This window comes from Blautia sp. MCC269 (genome assembly GCF_018785655.1).
Classification (GTDB): domain Bacteria; phylum Bacillota; class Clostridia; order Lachnospirales; family Lachnospiraceae; genus Blautia_A.
The window spans coordinates 1-19,369 of sequence record NZ_WQQE01000026.1; the positions used below are offsets into that span (position 1 = coordinate 1).

Genomic DNA, 19,369 nt, shown 5'->3' on the forward strand with positions numbered 1-19,369 from the left:
AGCTATACACTTCCCACTATCTGGGCATGTTCGGGACTTACACCCGTTAGAGCGCGCCCATGGCGCGCAAACTCAAAAAATGCAGGTTCCAGAAAGAACCTGCATTTTTATTACCCTTACTACTCTAACAGACCACTGTATATATATCCGGTCTGTCCATCATAATCAACCTGTATCCAGTCGCCTTCCTGCCCCTTCTTCTCAACTTCCGTTCCTGCAGAAAGTCCACCGATAACCTCACCCTCTGAATCTGCTGAAGCACGAACATTACAGTCCTCTGTAACTGTAAGTACTGTTCCCACATCTGCGGAAGCACTTGCATCATCACCAAGTCCCTGAAGAAATTCTGCCAAGGCCGAATCACTCGCCTGCGCTGCTTCATAATCCGCTTTTACTTTTGTGATGAGATCCTGCACATCTTTTCCAGATTCCAGTTTTTTTACATAGGCACTGATATCTGCATCTTCATCAGCACCACCTTTGATCTTCAGGCTGCCGTCACTGTCCGTTTCTACATAAAACTGACTCAGCGCCGGAACCGGAGTCTCAATACCTGTACAGATATAATTAAAGACCACATAAACGACATACGAATCGTCCGTTAATCCTTTTTTCGCATAAACATCCTGTACTTCATACCCATCAATATAATCCCTTGAATTAATCTGTGACTCATCGGCCGGTGTAAATCCGTCCTCAATCGTCTTAAGTGTTGCAATGTCTTTTTCCCCAAAAGCTTTATAATAGCTTTGAATCAGCTCGGTTACTTCCGTGCTGGCTTTTTCCATGGTTGTCTCCGCATTCGTATCTGTCGCGGGACTGGCGTCTTTCTTCTCGTCTGTCTCCCCATCATTTGCCGGAGAAGAAGGATCATTTTCCTGGTTACTTTGGGCTGTTTTCTGATCTTCATTGGAATTCCCCTTCTTACCTCCAACACAGGCGCGGACGCCAAAGATCAGAACAAGCACGATCACCAGAATTGCTCCGCCTAGCATAAAATAGCGAAGGTTATCTGATAACCATTCTCTGAAATCATCCAAGTTCTTGTCCTCCTTATCATAACAACACGCCGGAACAATTCCCACTGTCCCGGGTAACACACCTGAAGGGAATCGAACCCCCGCACATGGTACCGGAAACCACTGCTCTATCCACTGAGCTACAGGTGCATAATGAAAAACATAACTTCTAAATCAGGTATGAAATTATCAAAGTAGGTTTACACTGTCTTTGATTTTAGCACAAAAGCCTGAAATTGTAAAGATTTTTTTGAACAGTGTACATTCATTATACATTTTGTGTTATTTCAGGCGCAGATTGCAATGATATCCACGCCTGAAATCCTTTATCTGTACTGCTCACATACAAAAATATAATACAGATCCACCGTATCCAGAATACGGTACCCTCCATTCTCCATATCCTGAAGAAATTTTTCATTCGGAGGTACCATAACTACATAGGTACATTCTGCAGTATTCGCCAGATCGGATACTGTTTTTCCATCCGGAATCTCGGAAGTAATCTGTTTATACAGATTTTTTATAGTTTTATCCGCAGCCCCATATCCTCTTCGTCCATATACCATTTTCAGTGACGGATCATAAACCCGGATATAAGATGCCGCATATTCATCTGCTGCAATTCTTACTTCCCTTTTGTTTCTGTCAGCATTGATTTTGTTGCAAATCATTGCAATTTCATCCGGAACCTGCCGATGGTTATAAACTCTTTCAAAATTCCCAGCTTTTATCATGCCTGTTCCGGAAATAACGACTGCCCCCACAAGAACCGCCGTCAGAACTGCCTGCAAAATTCCATTTTTCGACCTGCTCACAACTTCTGTAAAACCGCCTGCAATTACAGGTACTGTAGGCAAAAGCCAGAGAACTCTCCAGTATACGCTCTCTCCTATACAACGCATAATCACGCGTCCGGATACAGGACAGAAAAACAACCCCAGCAGAAGAACCGTATAAAAAAACAGTCTGAGTGCGATCCCTTTCTTTCTTCCCAGAATCAGTATACCAATTCCACTAAGCGCCAGCAGATATTGTACCCATCCATTGCCCCAGTACATATCCCATATGGTAACAGCCCATGTAACGATTTCTTTCATTCTCTTCTCCTATCGGATCACAATATATATTGCTCCCAGAATCAGGGATGGCAGACAGCACAGTGCCGTACATGCAGCTTTTTCAAGGCTTCGAAACCGCACCAGTCCCATCACCATAAGAACCACCAGCATGATACATGCCAGAATAATCCCCATGGAAGAAAGCAGACAACAGGAAATATCTGCCATCAGAAGCAAAAGCCACGTATATTCCCTTTGCTTCTCCAGAATAATGCAGCAACCCAGATACAGAAGCAATGGAAGAAAAACAGAAGCCAGGCAGGCTTTTCCCTGCCAGATACGAATCATCTGAAAGTTTTCTGAATTATAAATGGAATATCCCGAAAACCAGATCAATACTGCACAGAATATCATAAAAATTCCCCTGGCGTTCTTTTGTTCAGGGAACCATTTTTTTGCATACTGATATAAGACCACATAAGCCATAAAAATAAATACTGCCGGAAATATCATATGTGCCACAATCGCCGGATGAAATCCGCAGAGAGAACTCACCACTGCAAGAAACACCGGAAACGGCGACAGAACGTATCTGCTTGGCAGATGTGCATATGCATAACCGGTATATGGATTTATGGAAAAAATCGTATCTGTATGTACAGACGTTGTGGCAGTTGCCACATAAAAAGCATCGTCGGCATCCATATGTGCCAGAAATGATGCAACCGCCAGCTGAAAAATGATCAGCACTGCCGCAATCCAGAAATATACCGATGTTTCCATGTGTTTTTTTTCACCGTTTCCGGACATACGTTTTTCTCTGCACATAAAAATAAATCCTGCCACAGCTGCCACAGCCATAACTCCCGCAAAACTGTATTCCAGAATATGCAGCGAAAGTTTTGCCCACATCATCGGAAGTATCATCAGTTCCGCAACGGAAAACATCAGAAGATACCCGGCAAGAAGATACATGCCCATGGATTTCTTTTTACTTTTGTAAAAGACTGTCCCTCCGGCTGCCCACGGAACTGCCAGCAGCCACAAAGCTGCCAGCAGACATTTGATCACCATATTCATTTCTTCTCTCCGGCTTCCTGCTCAAGAATTCCCATCGCAACTTTTTCCGGAGTGATCGGGAGCTCTCTGACACGTACACCTGTTGCATTATAAACCGCATTGGCAATGGCCGGACAAGGTGTATCGATCACAAGCTCACCAATGGATTTTGCACCGAAAGGACCTGTCTTCTCGTAGCTGCTTTCAAACTCGATCCGTACCTTCGGAATATCCATACGGTTGGGGATCTTATACTGCATAAAGGAATTGTTACGGATCTTTCCCTTATCTGTATACTGGATATCCTCATACAGAACCATTCCGATACCCTGACCGATACCGCCTTCTGCCTGCACTCTGGCAAGATTTGGATTGATCGGGGTTCCACAGTCGATCACGCCCACATAATCAACGACATCGATCTGTCCGGTTTCCTTATCGATCTCCACTTCAGCTGCACCTACCATAAACGGTGGCGGAGAGATCGGAGAAGAATATTCTTTTACAACCTGAAGCTCACTGCAGACTCCACAGGTTGCTTTTCCTGCGATCTGCTGCAGCGTTACCTCTTTTCCGTCTTCTGTGCGGACTTTTTCTCCGTCAAAATCAGAATCCTCTGCAGATACCCCAAGCATCTGTGCGCCAAAAGCGTGGATTCTCTTTCTGAGTTCTCCGCATGCCTGGATCACGGCATTTCCGGTAGCGTAGGTTGTAGAAGATGCATAAGAACCGGAATCATAAGGAGAAATATCTGTATCCACACTGAATACCACGATATTTTTCATATCTGTATCCAGACAGTCTGCTGCCATCTGGGCAAGAATGGTATCACAGCCGGTTCCCATATCAGAACAGCCAAGTGCCAGGGTATAGGAACCATCCTCATTTAATTTAATGTCTGCTCCGCCGACATCGATCCCTGCAATAGATGAGCCCTGCATGGCCATGGCGATGCCGACACCCCGTACTTTGCCGTTACCCATATCACGGAACGGATATTTCTCATCCCATCCGATCATTTCCTTTGCACGGGCAAGACATTTATCCATGGTACAGCTGCCGTTGATCGGTACATCCGGATATCCCGGAAGTGCCTCTCCCTCCATTGGCATGTTCAGCTCACGGAATTTTACCGGATCCATACCCATCTTATGAGCCAGCTCATCTGCTGCGGACTCCACAGCAAAAATACCCTGTGTGGCACCATAGCCACGATATGCGCCAGCTGCCTGCATATTGGTGTAAACAACGTCATAGGCAAAACGGTAGGCTTCCGTATGACGATACAGCGCAATGGATTTATGGCCGGAAAGTCCTACGGTTGTAGGCCCATGCTCTCCATAGGCACCGGTGTTGGAAAGAGTATAAAGATCGATCGCCTTTACAATGCCGTTTTCGTCTGCACCCATACGGATATGGACTTCCATCTCATGACGCGGAGAAGACGCGATCATGGATTCCTTTCTGGAAAAAACGATCTTGGACGGACGCCCGGTAACCCATGTTACCAGTGCCGGGAAAACCTCACTGACAGAAGACTGTTTTGCACCAAAGCCGCCTCCGATACGAGGCTTGATCACACGAACTTTAGAAGACGGAATGTTCAGCGCATTTCCTACGATCCTTCGGATATGAAACGGGATCTGAGTGGAAGAAACCACCGTCAGTCTCTGAAAATGGTCCATATAACAGTAGGTACGGAAGGTCTCCATCATGGTCTGCTGATTTGCCTTTGTGTGGTAAACCTGGTCTACTGTATACGCACATTTTTCCAGCATGGCATCCACATCACCCACTTCTTCTACATTGGAGGAACAGAGATTACGCTTATTATCTCCACCGGCCGGGATCGGCATATACCAGTCATCCTCCGGGTGCACCAGAATGGGATTATCCTTGGCTGTGTGGATATCCAGAACTGCTTCCTCCACACGATATTTTACCTTAATGCGTTTCAGGGCTTTATCTACTGCCTCTTCTGTCTCACCGGCTACGATGGCAACCGGATCCCCTACAAAACGCACATGCTTATCTATGATATAACGATCCCATGGACTGATCTCAGGCGCTGTCTGCCCGGCCAGAGTAAATCTTTTGTGGGAAACATCCTCATAGGTCAGAACACAGGCAATCCCCTCGATCTTCTTTGCAGCATCTGTCTTGATCTCTTCCACCCAAGCATTGGCATGAGGACTTCTTAAGATCTTGACGATCAGGCAGTCAGAAGGTGCAAGATCATCGGTATAGACCGGTTTTCCGGTTACCAGCGACATTGCATCTGTTTTTGGCACCGGCTTGTTTACGTATTTCATTTTCCTTCCTCCTGTCCTTTTTTATAGTCGAGAAATTTCAGGATACTTCTGGTCTGTCCCACAAATCCCGAGCAACGGCACAGATTTCCGGAAAGATACTCCAGGATATCCTCTTCTGTGGGATCTTCCAGTTCCTTTAACATGGCAAATACATTCATGATAAATCCCGGATTGCAGAAGCCGCACTGCTCTGCTCCTTCATTTGCCATAAAAGCGCCGAATTCCTTTGCTTCCTCCTGCATTCCCTCCAGAGTCACGATCCGTTTCCCGTCTGCGCGGACAGCTAGCATGGAGCAGGACAGTACCGGACGTTCATCCATCAGCACAGTACAGAGACCACAGTTTGCAGTCTCACAGCCACGTTTTACGCTGTAACAGCTGTTTTTCCGCAGGAAATCCAGAAGCAGTTCATCCGGACGTACCTCTGCCTGCCGTTTTACACCATTCAGCCAGAAAGTGATATTCATTCTGCTCTCCCTCCGATCTCTTCCCAGGCTCTTCTTGTAAGGACTTTCACAAGAAGACTTCTGTATTCTTTTGAAGCACGCATGTTCTTGTCTGTAGAAACATGTTCCGCCGCATATGCGGCAAAAGATGCTGCTGCATCCTTTTTCTGCTGTGCATTCATCTGTACAAAATCTTTTAAGATTTCCTCTTCATCTTCCACGATCATTGCTTTTCCGGGTCTGGCCCCAATGACAGTTCTTGCTTTTCCGCCAATAAGAGCGGCCGCACAGGTGAGCACAGGAAAATCTGTGGAATTGTTCCGCTGACTTAAGTACACACTGTTCAGCGGCTGTTTTTTTACAATGATATTTACCAGGATATCGTTATCCTTTTCTATGGATGCAAACTGTGCCAGCGGAATGGTTCCGCCATTGTACAGCTCCACCCAGGTATCCAGCGCCAGAAACATGGTCAGTACATCGGAAAATCCGAATCTTCCGAAAATACTTCCGCCCACTGTGGCACAGTTTCGAAACTGCACACCCACAATGTGCCGTACACTTTCCCGGATAGCACCGTTTGTATAGGCATTCAGCTTTTTATGGGTTTCCAGCGCATGAAGTGGTGTCATGCAGCCGATCACAAATGCGTCTTCCGTTTCTGTAATAGTATCCAGCCCAAGACCTGACAGGTCAATGGCTGTCATGATGTTCCGGTTTCCCATTTTCAGCCAGACCATACCGCCCAGCACACAGGCTGTTCTTTTCTGGTTCAGTTCATATGCCTGTTCAAGGCTTTCTGCCTTTACGTAATTCTTTATCTTCAGCATACTTTATTCCCTTCTGAATTCTCATTCTCTTTCTTTACGGCTGTTTTTTCAGCCGAACATTTATTTTAACAGACTGTCCGCTAAATAGCTATTGTTTTTTTCTCTGCTGTTCTGACGCCGCATTAGACAGCGGTCTCCAGAACGATAAACTGATACGGTTTCAAAATGATCTCTTTTTCTGTGATCTCCACAGCTTTCTGATTATTCAGAAGCACCTCTTTTACTTCTCCCGGCAAAGATACCTTCTGTGACTGTGCCTGCATATTTCCCAGGATCAGAAGATTTTTCTCACCGTTTCTTGTATATGCGATCAGATTCTTCTGTTCTTCCTGATATGGAGCAAATGTTCCGTATACAAGCGTTTCTTTATATTCCGGAGCTTTTCTCAGTGCAGTCAGCTTTTTGTAGAAAGAAAGGAGGGAGTCACTGTCCGTTAACTGGGTCTCTACATTGATTTCCTTATAATTGGGATTGACACCAAGCCACGGCTCTCCTTCTGTAAATCCCGCATTTTTCTCTGCGCTCCACTGTACCGGAGTTCTGGCATTGTCTCTGGAAAATGCGGAAGCAGCATCAAGCGCTTCTTTTTCACTGCATCCGGCACGGAGCGCTACCTGGTATTCATCGATGGTACTGATGTCATCGATCTGGTCCATAGAAGTAAACTCCATATTCTCCATACCTATTTCCTGCCCCTGATAAATAAACGGAATTCCCTTCAGCAGGAAATAAACACCTGCCAGGAGCTTCCTGGAATCCGGACAGCGGTCTTCCGGAGAAATATAGTGACAGACACCTCTTGGCTCATCATGATTCTCAATAATGTTGGAGATCATACCGGTATCCCCGATCTTTTTCTGAGTATGGAAAATACACTTCTTGTACTCTTCCGGGGTCAGGTACGGTTTGGATGCATACCAGCCATCCTCGCTCTTTCCGTAACAGGTTTCCTCAAAATCAAACATAGACGAAAAGTATCCGTTTTCTCCGATGAAGTCTTTGATCTCATCTTCCTTTTCATTGAAGACCTCTCCTACAGTAAAAGCATCATAGGGATGAAAGCATTTTTCTGCCATCTCTCCCAGGAATTCTCCGATCCCTTCTGCCTCCTCCAGCATCCTTTCGATACTGCAAAGCCCGTCTGCACGATCGGCAGGATAATCGGAAAACGGAAGCTTCTTCTTGATATTGATAATAGCATCAATACGGAATCCTCCAAGCCCCTTTTCCATCCACCAACGGATGTTTTTGTAGACTTCCTCTCTTACCTCCGGATTCTCCCAGTTGAGATCCGGCTGCTTCTTGTGGAATACATGGAGATACTGTTTATCCGGATGTCCCGGAAGTTCTTCCCATACCGGACCACCGAAATAGCTCCTCCAGTTGCAGGGAGCCTTGTCATCCTTTTTGTCCCGGATATAAAAGAAATTTCCATACTTTCCGTCCGGATCCTTAATGGCCTGCTGAAACCACTCATGCTCATCGGAGCAGTGATTTACCACCAGATCCATAAGGATGTACATCTCTCTTTTTTTCGCTTCTGCGATCAGCCGGTCCATATCCTCCATGGTCCCAAACCGCGGATCGATCGCATAATAATCTGCAATGTCATATCCCTGGTCTGCAAGAGGAGATTTATAGATCGGGGAAAGCCAGAGGATATCTGCTCCCAGTTCCTTCAGATAATCAAGCTTGCTGATGATTCCCGGGATATCCCCGATCCCATCTCCGTTGGAATCATAAAAGCTCTTGGGGTATATCTGATATACCACCTTGTCATGCCACCATTTTCGTTCCATCGTAATTCCTCCTATGCCTGTTTGATCATGCAGTACTGCTTCAGATCAAATCCTTTTTTCTGTACAATGCCGTATAATTTAAATCCGAATTTCTCATACATGGAAACATTTGCCGGATTATGGGTTTCCAGAGAGATCATCAGCTTATGCCTGTCCGCATAATCGATCACCTCATCCATCAGCTTCTCAGCAAGACCATGATGCTGCATCTTCGGCGCCACAGCCAGATAGATCACATGAAGTCTTTCTGCTGTATGAAGCTGGGAAGTCCAGCTGGAATTCAGATAATCTTTTCCCTGGATGAATTTCCGCAGGGTCGCAAGACTTGGATCCTCTTTGATCAGATAGCCATCTGTTTTCAGAAGGGCAAAAAAATCCACCATCAGATTATGTAAGGCTGCTTCATGCTCCGTTCCGTCGGATACTACCAGGATGCTGTTCAGCTCACTGCTGTCTGCATAGATCTCACAGGTCTCAAAAAACTCCGTAAGATCACAGGTAAAAAGCTCCGGCATCAGACGTTCTCTGGTATCCCTGTCTGGGATCAGTGCATGATACAGAGGATCCTCCGAAAAACATACGGTCAATATCCGGATCAACCTGTCCAGATCTTCTTCTTTCACTCGGTATAAATTATGGCTTTCCATTCTTTCCTCCAGGTATGGTTTTATTCTGTTCCTTTTTCAAACATATCGCTGACCTCGCAGATCAGGTTTGTAAGTTTTTCCGCTGCGCGGATCAGATATTCAACATCATCCACATAGCAATGTTTCTGCCTATCCCAGGCTTCTTTCAGGCTCTGTTTTTCTGCCTCCAGACTGTCACCCGGTTTCTTTTCCTTCAGGCTTTCCACCAGATCATAAAGGTTCTCATGATGGATGATCCTGCCTTTTCCCCACATCAGACGGTCCGGAGACTGTTTCATGATATATTCTGTAAAATGATAAAAAACTTCCCGTTCAAACTGAAATGCATAACAATTATTATCAATACTGTAAAAGGATTCCAGCGCAGGCGCAATCTCTCCTTTTTCCAGATATTCCATGGCTTCTTTCAGTGCATAAAGATTGTTCTGTACGGCCTGCTGGGGAAAGATCACATTGTCATCCCAGTCCAGACGCACCAGATAATCCTGGGATTTCCGAAATACACCGAGAAGCTTTTCGGTGATGGCATCGGCTTTTTTCCAGTCACGTTTTTCTTCCGGAATGCTGTTGAAGCGGCGCACCTGCTCTGAAAGAATGGCAGCTGCTTTTTTCGCTTCTTCTGTTTTTTCCAGAAGGAGAACACCGTTGGCGCCGGTCTGCATACACAGATCCAGATCCAAGCTCTCAATACTACCGGCCAGTGCCCGTCCGAAATCCATCGGCGGCAGTGCAAGACTGTCAATAGCAAGAAGGAGCCTCAGATAAAATTCGTGGTGGAATTTATATACTTCTTCCTCATAAACATCCTGGTTATCATACTGGGAATGATAATAATTTTCCATAAACGGACCACCGCTGAAATCATTGACCATGGACGGGATCCCGGAAATCGCCATGGTAAAATCATCCGACCAGGTCTCAATGGGATACAGTGTAGTCATACCCTCCGGATAAATCCCCTCCGGCATCTGCACAGTATCCACGAAGCTACGCACAAAATCCGCATATTCATAGGTACATCGTATTGCGTCTCTGGTACTGTGTGCGTGAGCCGGAAGCTCGAAATTCAGATCTGCGATCACGTGTCCCGGCCACTCCGGTCTTGCCTCAAACACCTGACGATAAGCGCCTGTGGACCAGTCATATTTCGTGTCAGAAATCCCCCATTCTTCTGCTGCAAGCGCACATACTACAATGGTATGGCGAGGTCTGTATCCACCGCGGATCAGTGCCCGGGCAATTCTGATGATCATTGCTACGGCCGCATTATCGTCCTGAAATCCTTCAAAATAGGAATCATAATGGGCACTTAAAAGGATCATGGAATCGGAACTGGTTCCCGGGATTTTTCCTACAATATTATAGGTATACTGGTCTTTAATCACCTCTGTGTCCGCGTCAAATTCCACGGAAATCTCCGGAATCTTCTTTCCGTCCTCATTTTTTTCTTCCATCAGACGGCGGATCTTAAGAAAATCTGCTCTGGACATGGAAAAAGCCGGAGCACTGGAAGGTCCTGCAATGTCCTGTGCATTCAAAGCCGTATCGTCGATCTGTGCGTACCCTCTGCTCTGTACGGCAATGAGAGCTGCCGCGCCTTTTAAGTGAGCCTGATACACCGGATAATTGATCCACCACTCTTCTCTCTGGTTGATCTCGATAAGAACCAGCTTTCCTTTTACATCGATATTTTTATATTCGTCAGCAGTACCTTTTCCAAGATATACAAGGTCAAATTTCTGAAAGTCATCGGTCTTAAAATCCGTCTGGTATGCACCAAGCTGGATCTCATGCACGGTTCCCTCCTGGTCACGGTAGCGCATCACCGCTTTTTTAAATTCCCATGCATCCACACGGATCTTGTCTTTCTCTACCTCGGTGAGGCCTGCTTCTTTCATTTCTTTTAAAAGCATATCTCCGGTTTTCCGTTCTGCCAGGGAACCTGCGGTGCGGTATCCCAGAACCGGATTTGTTTTTTCCTGTTCCATGCGCTTGGCCAGATCATAGGATTCTTTTACATCCAGGCATGAAACACATTTCTCCACGATGTTCAAATTTACTGTCATCCCTTTCTCGGCAGTTCCCTGCCGGCAGTTCCGTCCTCCCGGCAGAGATATTCCTCTAACTGTTATAGATTATACCTTATCAATGTGCGGATTTCCAGATAAAAAAAACGCGATTTGTTCTGACGGAAAAATCCATCTCACAAATCACGTTATTATAATTTCTTTTTAACCGGAATACCGAAGCGCATCAATAGGCTTCCTGGATGCTGCCTTGTTAGCCGGATACAGACCAAAAAGCACACCGATCATCAGAGACATGGTGTTGGTGACACCGGACATGGCTTCCATGATCTCTGACTGATCCACAATGGAAAAAGCATCTTCGTCCTGCTCAAAGCGTTCCATCAGGAGCTCTGTAAACGCATTTTCTGCCAGGTCCAGATTACCGGTACCCACAATTGTCTTGGAAAGGTTCCCTTTTTTCGCCTCCGCCGATTACGTTTTCGCTGCTGTTTTCTGCGCCGGCTTCGTATGCGCCACTTTAAAATATCCCACAGTTCCCGCACCTGCCACACAGACAGTCGCCACCGGGATGATCACCATAAGCCTTTTACGCCGTCGTTTCATTTTCCTTAATCTCCAAATATGTTATGTATGTTCTCTCTGTTTTAAAAATATTTTAAAAGAAAAATGTGTAAAGACTTTGTGTGATCTGTGAAAAAGGTATGATATTTTTCACATGTAAATGCGGATAATTAATCATATTTTCTGTCTGTTACCGTCGTTTTTGTATATATTAAATATTATTTTAAATATTATGTATTATTTTCTGGTATTTTTTACTGAAATATGTTATAAAAGAAGTAAGAAAAACTACCGGAAATCAGATATTCCTGCTTCCGGTCCGAAATAAAGGAGGTATCTTTATGGCAAAACGTATTATCACCATCAATCGTATGTTTGGAAGCAACGGACGCCTTATCGGCAAGACTCTGGCTGAAAACCTGGACATCGGTTTTTATGATAAAGAACTGATCGACATGGCTGCCAAGAAAAACAATATCCCCTTCGACACCCTGGCAAAGGTAGACGAGAAAAAAGCCAGTCAGTGGGTATTTCCCGTTGACAGTGAGCTGCAGTTTACAGATAATTTCTCTTTTGTACCAATGAACGATGTGCTCTATGATCTCCAGAGAAAGATCATCCTGTCCCTTCCGCAGAGAGAGGACTGCGTAATTGTCGGCCGCTGTGCGACCAATATCCTGAAGGATAAATCACTTAAACTTTTTATCCATGCACCTTTTGAGGAAAGAGTTCAGAATGTGATACGCCGTACCGGCAGAGAAGAAGCCAGCGCACGGAAGCTGGTCAAAAAAATGGATAAAGAGAGAAAGGCTTACTATGAATACTTTACAGACAGCAAATGGCTGGATATGACACAGTATGATCTCTGTATTGACAGCAGCCGGTTTTCTATGGAGCAGATTATTGAGATTGTAAAGAGATGTCTTTAGGATTCTTTTTTTCTGAAAATTTTTTTCTGAAAAATGTTTTTACGCTTTGGAAGCGTAAGTGAAACCGCAGGGGGGGAAGCACTCGTAGTTGCGAAAGGCCGTTTCCCCTCCCCTGCACCCCTTCCCTCTGGCCCCGCTAGAAATCGTACGTTTTGGTCATGTTACGTTACTGACAGGGCGATGGATTCTGCGTTTGTTTAAAACGCCAGGCTGTGCCGATCTCATCGGCATAACACCTTTCAACAAGAAGACGTATCCTTCCCACACCTCCAACTGCGGACGCTCAACTCATCAAAACGTAAGAACAGGACACCACGCGTCCGCTTCTACCTCTCCGGCTGAAACGTCAGCCGGGGAAGTGACAGTCCTCCGAGCTGCTACGGAGGAGGGGTGATGATGGTTAGGTTGCGGGAGACGGCGTTATTGCGGAAGGGCCCAGCTGTTTGAGCCGAAGGCGAGTTCTGGGCCCTTCCGCAATGGTTTTAGCCGGCTCACGGAACCTTAGCAGCATCCCCCGACGGAGTCCGGCCCGGAGGACTGTCACTTCCCCGGCGTCCGTTCACCAATATACCCCTTCAAAAACTCATATATATCCCCCTCCAACGGCGGACACCCCTCCACATAATTCTGAAACTTACAGGTACAGTGTCCCACACCAAGCACTCCCGTCTTACCACGATACCCCTGTCCGATGCAGATCTTTTCATCCAGCTTCTCAAAAAGCCCCTCTTCCTTCAGCATCTCCAATGCCGGGATCAGATACCCGTAGCAGGCACTGCAGGATTCCACTTCCTCCACGGCATCCGCAAGCTCCACAACCTTTCTGGATACCGGCATCCTCTGATCCGCACCATCCTCCAGAAATCTGACATCTGCTTTGGAAATATCTGAGCAGCCCACGCCAAGCTCACCTGCCAGCTTCACATAAGGAACCTCAGCTACCTCATAATGCATCATCTGACACACATATGCATCCACAAGAACCGGATCACAGGCAGCCATCACCCGGTTCATCACGACAGGATTTCCGCCATCCTCAAAATCCAGATCCCCGCAGATATTATCCACAACAATAAAGTCCTGCTGTATCCCCATATTCAGATGAGCAATGGGTTTATGAAGCCCCAGAGAATGAAACCGTCTCTTTTCCTTATTTGGGATCAACCCCTTCATATTCTTAAGGGCACAGGTGATCTTTGTCTGACAATGGCCTTTCAGAACCGGCACATTGATTAGAAAATCAAGCTCCTTTACCCGCTCACAGACATTCAGCTCCATTCCGCCGCAGTCCACAGAAATACCCTTATCCTTCTGCATATCCCAGAACGGCACCTGATACTCTTCCTCAAGCCTGTCAAAGCCACAGGTCTCAAAAGCCTCCCTTGTCTTATCTCCTACCCAGGATCCCTCCAGCATCACCATATCCCGGAAGCCATGCTCCTTCAGATACTCGATAATTCCTGCAACCACTTCCGGATGAGTCGTTGCACCCCAGGAAGCCTCTGAAGGAGAAACCAGATTCGGCTTAATCCCGATCTTTTTCTTTCTGTCCCCGATATGAGATTGAAGATCCGCTTTTTCCAGAAGCTCCTTTGTCATTCTTTTATATTCCGTACCACTGGTAATAAAAATCTGATTTTTATCCATAATTATCAAAATTCCTTTCTTTCTGCAATGTGAATGTTGATCCAGATCCACATCAAAACCCTGCAAAGCTTTTATCATCAGATAAGCCAGACAAAACAGCCGACAAATACAGCAGTCATCACAATCATAAAAAATACCCTCTCTACCGGTTTCCCGGTAAAAAGGATATTTTATCCGACACAGCAGTCTCGTATTATCTTTCGATCTTTGCCCCGTTCCACCATGGGAATTCTCGGTTCAGCCATTTTCCTGCAAGCTCACTCCATGGTTCACAGGCTCTTGCGATCCCTCTGCCGTTTTCGTTGGCAGTCAGCTCATTTGCCAGGCCGATCCCATGGGGTCCCTGCGGAAAAACATGATACTCCACTGGAATGCCCTTTTTATAGAGTGCCTGAACAAAGAGAAGTGTATTATCCAGCAGCACCGTCTGATCCTCAAAGGTATGCCAGATAAAGGTTCTGGGTGTATCTTCCGTAACCTGAAATTCCAGAGACATCCGATCTTTCAGCTCCTCATAACGATCTCCCAGAAGATTTCGAAAGCTTTCTTCATGACCAGCTTCCCCTGAAGTGATCACCGGATAATTCAGGATCATACCATTGGGACGGATCCTCTCGTTTTCCATTCCCGTGATTCCGGCAAGCTCCTCCGTATTCCAGAATACTCCCAGAGAAGCTGCCAGATGGCCACCTGCTGAAAAGCCGGACACAATGATCTTATTCTTTTCAATATGCCACTTATCGCTGTTCTCTCTGAGAAGAGCTACTGTTTTTGCCAGCTGACGGAGAGCCACCGGATATCTGGCAGGTGCCACACTGTAACGAAGCACCACTGCGTGATAGCCCATTCCCATAAACCGGACAGCAATGGCTTCTGCCTCTCTGTCTGAAGTCATGCAATAAGCTCCGCCCGGACAGATCACTATGACCGGACGCTTCTGTCCCGGATAGAGTTCTTCCGACTCCTGCCAGAAATAGGTCTCTATCCATGCCTCATTATAGTCCTTTGTTTTTTCTTCGATCACAATTCTTTCGTTGATCATTCCGACTTTCCCTTCTTCATTTCATTGCTTCCCTGATCGCTGCAAGAAGTTCATCGTACTCTTCGTAAGCAGGAACTTCCGGATGATCTGCACGGATCTGTTCTGTACTGCGGAAAAGGAAGCCTGCTTTGCTTGCCTGGATCATTCCGAGATCATTGTAGGAATCTCCGCTTGCGATAGTCTCAAATCCCATGGACTGCAGCGCCTTCACAGTTGTCAGCTTGGATTTCTCACAGCGCATCTTAAAGCCTGTGATCTCTCCGTTCTCTGCTACTTCCAGGGAATTACAGAAAAGTGTCGGCCGTCCAAGCTTCTCCATCAGTGGAGTTGCAAACTGTGTAAAGGTATCACTGATCAGTATCACCTGGGAAAAGGATCTCAGCTCATCTAGAAATTCCTTTGCTCCCGGAAGGGGATCGATCTTTGCAATAGTCTCCTGGATCTCTTTCAGTCCCAGACCATGTTCTTTCAGAATTCCAAGTCTCCAGTTCATCAGCTTATCATAATCCGGCTCATCACGGGTTGTTCTCTTGAGCTCCGGGATTCCGCTTGCCTCTGCAAATGCGATCCAGATCTCCGGTACCAGTACACCTTCTACGTCCAGACATGTAATATACATCTTTCATATCCTCCTCTTGATCCAACTTACCGTTGATATTTCACAGAGTCTGACTTCTTCCGGCTGTCAGAACTCTTTAATCTTTTAGCGCTTTACCCTGATATTACCATATGCTCTCAAGGTCTGTAAACAGTTTTATTTTTTCTTCTTTTCCGATTCATAGATTTTCAGCTCTTTCAGTGCTTTTTCCCCAAGAGGATACAGCATGAAAATATTAAAGATCGTCATCAGGCCGATTCCTACATCTCCCAGATCCCATACAAATGTGTAAGCCGCGATCCCACCGATAAACAGCATCACCAGTGCCAGCACCTTATATCCTGTCTGTGAACCCCAGTTATCACCAAAAAGATAAGCCACATTGCCTCTTGCATAAAACAGGATTCCCAGGAATGTGGAAAAGCTGAACATAAACAGTGTTGCAGCAATAAAGATCACTCCAAACTGCCCCATATGATAATGCATGGCAGTCTGAAGAAGTTCCATTCCGGAAAGCCCCTGTACCAGATCTTCCGGGGCCAGAAGCATGATCATAGCTGTACAGCTGCAGATCACGATCGTATCCACAAATACACCCAGGGCCTGGACAAATCCGGCTTTTACCGGACTGTCACATTCTGCTGCCGCTGCTGCACAGGGAGCGGAGCCGCTTCCCGCCTCATTGGAAAAAAGACCTCTTTTTACTCCGTTCATCAGCACGACGCCAAATCCGCCGGCAACAGCCTGACGAAATCCGAAAGCTTCTTCAAAAATCCGTTTAAATACTCCCGGCATACTTCCGAGATTTGTAAATATAATAAACAGCGTGATCACAAAATAAAGCACTGCCATCACCGGCACCAGAAGATCCAGAACTTTAACCGTTGCATTCTTCCGAAGCACGATCACAGCTGCGATCACTACCAGCACAATGGTAGTATACAGCGGCGGAATATCAAAAGCATTTTTGAAAGACGCCGTGACGGAATTGCTGATAACCTGACTGATCCCACACCAGCAGATCAGGCCGGAAATGGCAAACAGAACGGAAAGCAGAACCTTTTTTCGTTTTCTGCCCTGTTTTTCTTCCCAGTAGCGATGGATATAGTAGGCAGGACCGCCCCTGTATCCACCGTAAAGAGGATCCTTTTCTTTATAGAGCTGTGCCAGGGTTGCTTCGATAAAAGCAGTGGAGGAACCGATCAGCGCCGTGATCCACATCCAGAATACCGCTCCTGCACCTCCTGCCGAGATCGCAGCTACCACACCGACCAGGTTTCCCATTCCCACACGGGTAGCTGTAGATACGATCAGCGTCTGAAATGCTGAAAGATTATTTTTGTCACTTTTCTTTTCTGACAGGGCTCGTACCATATCCGGAAAAAGACGGATCGGCAGAAGCTTTGTCCTGATGGTAAAATAGATACCGGTCGGAATCAGAAGCAGGATCAGAAGTGAGATTCCCAGCGTACTTCCTCCCGGAAGCGGGATCCTTATCAGATCTCCCCACAGAAATGTATAGACCTTTTCGATCATTGTTACTATCATGTTACTGTTTCCTTTCCCCAATCACCCCATGTGATCGTTTTGTTCTCTTTTTCTGCCCGTTGTTTGTATTTATTTCTGCAACGTTTTAAACGGGCAAAGCGTGTCTTTCATTATAATAGCTTTCTGTTTGTATGTAAAGAAAAATCCCGAATCTTTCGATCCGGAATTTTTTTGTATTGGTAACTTTTCTGTTATTCGACAGATTTCTGGTATCTGTCTGTTTTTATGAGCATAGCTGCATTTTACTCTCAGCCAGCCAGGTGGAACATCTCGATCAGGAATATCCAGCTCATTCCATAGTATGTTATCACGGCTACAAGGTCATTCACCGTAGTGATTAGAGGACCTGAGGCTACTGCCGGGTCCACACCAACCTTTTTGAAAAACAGCGGTATGCAGGTTCCCACTGCACTGGATACCAGCATGGCCACCAGCAGGGATAATCCGATACAGCCGGATACCGCATAGGCAAATACGAGTGTTTTTCCTTTGAATAAGAAAATATACAATCCGATCAGTACAAAAGACAGAATACCGAGCAGACCACCGTTGCAAAGACCGATCCGCATTTCCTTCAGCACAAGCTCTGCTTTCTGTCTGCCCGTCAGCGTCTCATCCATCAGTACACGGATGGTTACAGCCAGGGACTGAGTTCCAACATTTCCTGCCATATCCAGGATCAGCGATTGGAAGCACATGATGATCGGCAGACAAGTAACTACTTTTTCAAACATTCCCACAACAGAAGATACCACCATACCAAGGCCCAGAAGAACGATCAGCCAGGGCATTCTTTTTTTCATGCTTTCAAAAAGAGGTTCTTTCAGATCTTCCTCTGCAGTCAGACCGGCCAGCTTTGCATAATCCTCTCCCATCTCATCGTCTACCAGATCGATGATCCCTGCGGATGTGATCACTCCAAGGAAACGATTGTCATCGTCCAGTACAGGAATGGAATCTTCAGAATAATCCTTCAGCCGTTCCATACAGTCGTCGATCTGCTCAGTACCATACACATATGGATAGGAAGTTACGATCAGCTCTTCCATAGGGTGGTCCTGTCTTGCTGTGATCAGATCCTTCAGATCCAGGGCTCCATAAAACTCCCCTCTGTCCGTCACTGCAAAGATCGTAGAAATATTATCATTATCTGCCGCCTGGGAAACCAGCTCACTCATGGCCTGCTTTACGGTCAGGTTTTCACGGATCACAATGCAGTTCGTTGTCATTCTGCTTCCGATCTCATCCTCATCAAAGGAGCGGATCATTTCAATATCTTTCCGCACCTGTTCATCCAGAAGCTGGATCAGAAGCTTGCGTTTTTCTTTATCGATCTGCTTTAAAACATCTGCCAGGGCATCGGTTTCCATTTTGGAAAGAATGGCTGCCGCTTTTTTTACATCCATCTCTTCCAGATATTGTACAGTTTCTTCTTCCTCCAGATATTCAAAAACATCTGCCAGCATACTGCTTTCCAGGATACGGTATAGTCTGCTGCGCTCCGCAGTGCTTAATTTTCTTAATACTTCCGCCAGATCGTTTTCGTGGAAATCCTGCAGCCTTTCACTTAAAACTGCCGGAGAAACACTGCTTCGGATCAGACTCAGAATATCTTTTGAAAAATCCTGATTTCTTTTTGTCATTTTCTCATCCTCCTCACATAGTTTCGCACAAAACACGCACACCAAAAACAGACATGTTAAAGCATGTCTATGTGCTGTTTGATTTTCGATTGTGTTTCCTTGGGATTTGATTATAAAGCGAAATGAATTTATACATGATCGCCTTACTGTAAGATTCTCAGAATGAGAAGAATGAAAAAGATATCTATTATAATCCTG

Annotated in this window: 17 protein-coding genes and 1 tRNA gene; 1 reads left to right on the forward strand and 17 read right to left on the reverse strand. The window is 45.9% G+C overall.

Annotated features, from left to right (window positions below; translation table 11 throughout):
* Nucleotides 1–119: 119 nt before the first annotated feature.
* The 12 genes from GPK88_RS09570 to GPK88_RS19140 form a co-directional block, all read right to left on the reverse strand.
* Entirely contained in the window at nucleotides 120–1,040 is a 921-nt protein-coding gene (locus GPK88_RS09570) for an SH3 domain-containing protein (protein ID WP_244092709.1), read from the reverse strand.
* A 57-nt stretch (nucleotides 1,041–1,097) separates the two neighbouring features.
* Nucleotides 1,098–1,169: transfer RNA gene (locus GPK88_RS09575), tRNA-Arg, on the reverse strand.
* A gap of 176 nt (nucleotides 1,170–1,345) precedes the next feature.
* Nucleotides 1,346–2,119, reverse strand: coding sequence for a hypothetical protein (locus tag GPK88_RS09580; RefSeq protein ID WP_148446407.1), 774 nt, complete (start codon nucleotides 2,117–2,119; stop codon nucleotides 1,346–1,348).
* A 9-nt stretch (nucleotides 2,120–2,128) separates the two neighbouring features.
* A complete protein-coding gene (locus GPK88_RS09585; protein WP_148446409.1) occupies nucleotides 2,129–3,160 on the reverse strand; it encodes a DUF6077 domain-containing protein in 1,032 nt (343 codons plus the stop codon).
* Complete coding sequence (locus GPK88_RS09590; protein ID WP_148446410.1) at nucleotides 3,157–5,451, reverse strand: xanthine dehydrogenase family protein molybdopterin-binding subunit; 2,295 nt, start codon at nucleotides 5,449–5,451, stop codon at nucleotides 3,157–3,159. The genes GPK88_RS09585 and GPK88_RS09590 overlap by 4 nt, the downstream gene beginning before the upstream one ends.
* A complete protein-coding gene (locus GPK88_RS09595) occupies nucleotides 5,448–5,918 on the reverse strand; it encodes a (2Fe-2S)-binding protein (protein WP_173762292.1) in 471 nt (156 codons plus the stop codon). Before GPK88_RS09595 ends, GPK88_RS09590 begins: the two co-directional genes overlap by 4 nt.
* The gene (locus GPK88_RS09600; protein ID WP_173762293.1) at nucleotides 5,915–6,727 is read right to left on the reverse strand and encodes an FAD binding domain-containing protein; all 813 of its coding nucleotides are present in this window, start codon (nucleotides 6,725–6,727) and stop codon (nucleotides 5,915–5,917) included. The genes GPK88_RS09595 and GPK88_RS09600 overlap by 4 nt, the downstream gene beginning before the upstream one ends.
* A gap of 122 nt (nucleotides 6,728–6,849) precedes the next feature.
* Nucleotides 6,850–8,526, reverse strand: a complete 1,677-nt coding sequence (locus tag GPK88_RS09605) for an alpha-glucosidase (RefSeq protein ID WP_173762294.1) — start codon at nucleotides 8,524–8,526, stop codon at nucleotides 6,850–6,852.
* Nucleotides 8,527–8,537: 11 nt separating this feature from the next.
* Nucleotides 8,538–9,173 carry a GNAT family N-acetyltransferase gene (locus GPK88_RS09610; protein ID WP_118070498.1) on the reverse strand — a complete coding sequence of 212 codons (636 nt, stop codon included), beginning with the start codon at nucleotides 9,171–9,173 and terminating at the stop codon, nucleotides 8,538–8,540.
* Nucleotides 9,174–9,193: 20 nt separating this feature from the next.
* Nucleotides 9,194–11,239 (reverse strand): M28 family peptidase, encoded by a 2,046-nt coding sequence (locus tag GPK88_RS09615; protein ID WP_244092708.1) that lies wholly within the window; start codon nucleotides 11,237–11,239, stop codon nucleotides 9,194–9,196.
* A gap of 165 nt (nucleotides 11,240–11,404) precedes the next feature.
* Nucleotides 11,405–11,635 carry a hypothetical protein gene (locus GPK88_RS09620; RefSeq protein WP_173762289.1) on the reverse strand — a complete coding sequence of 77 codons (231 nt, stop codon included), beginning with the start codon at nucleotides 11,633–11,635 and terminating at the stop codon, nucleotides 11,405–11,407.
* A gap of 39 nt (nucleotides 11,636–11,674) precedes the next feature.
* On the reverse strand, nucleotides 11,675–11,806 hold the full coding sequence (locus tag GPK88_RS19140; RefSeq protein ID WP_256442569.1) for a hypothetical protein: 132 nt from the start codon (nucleotides 11,804–11,806) through the stop codon (nucleotides 11,675–11,677).
* A gap of 299 nt (nucleotides 11,807–12,105) precedes the next feature.
* Here GPK88_RS19140 and GPK88_RS09625 point away from each other — a divergent pair, with 299 nt between their 5' ends.
* Nucleotides 12,106–12,693 carry a cytidylate kinase-like family protein gene (locus tag GPK88_RS09625; RefSeq protein WP_021650917.1) on the forward strand — a complete coding sequence of 196 codons (588 nt, stop codon included), beginning with the start codon at nucleotides 12,106–12,108 and terminating at the stop codon, nucleotides 12,691–12,693.
* A gap of 540 nt (nucleotides 12,694–13,233) precedes the next feature.
* On the opposite strand, the gene GPK88_RS09630 is transcribed toward GPK88_RS09625, so the two are convergent.
* The 5 genes from GPK88_RS09630 to mgtE form a co-directional block, all read right to left on the reverse strand.
* Complete coding sequence (locus GPK88_RS09630; RefSeq protein ID WP_173762295.1) at nucleotides 13,234–14,340, reverse strand: DUF362 domain-containing protein; 1,107 nt, start codon at nucleotides 14,338–14,340, stop codon at nucleotides 13,234–13,236.
* A 193-nt stretch (nucleotides 14,341–14,533) separates the two neighbouring features.
* Complete coding sequence (locus tag GPK88_RS09635; protein ID WP_173762296.1) at nucleotides 14,534–15,382, reverse strand: alpha/beta hydrolase; 849 nt, start codon at nucleotides 15,380–15,382, stop codon at nucleotides 14,534–14,536.
* A 16-nt stretch (nucleotides 15,383–15,398) separates the two neighbouring features.
* A complete protein-coding gene (thrH, locus tag GPK88_RS09640) occupies nucleotides 15,399–16,001 on the reverse strand; it encodes a bifunctional phosphoserine phosphatase/homoserine phosphotransferase ThrH (protein ID WP_173762297.1) in 603 nt (200 codons plus the stop codon).
* Between the two features lie 135 nt (nucleotides 16,002–16,136).
* Nucleotides 16,137–17,528, reverse strand: a complete 1,392-nt coding sequence (locus GPK88_RS09645; RefSeq protein WP_015524707.1) for an alanine/glycine:cation symporter family protein — start codon at nucleotides 17,526–17,528, stop codon at nucleotides 16,137–16,139.
* A 248-nt stretch (nucleotides 17,529–17,776) separates the two neighbouring features.
* Nucleotides 17,777–19,171 (reverse strand): magnesium transporter, encoded by a 1,395-nt coding sequence (mgtE, locus tag GPK88_RS09650; RefSeq protein WP_173762298.1) that lies wholly within the window; start codon nucleotides 19,169–19,171, stop codon nucleotides 17,777–17,779.
* Between the last annotated feature and the right edge of the window lie 198 nt (nucleotides 19,172–19,369).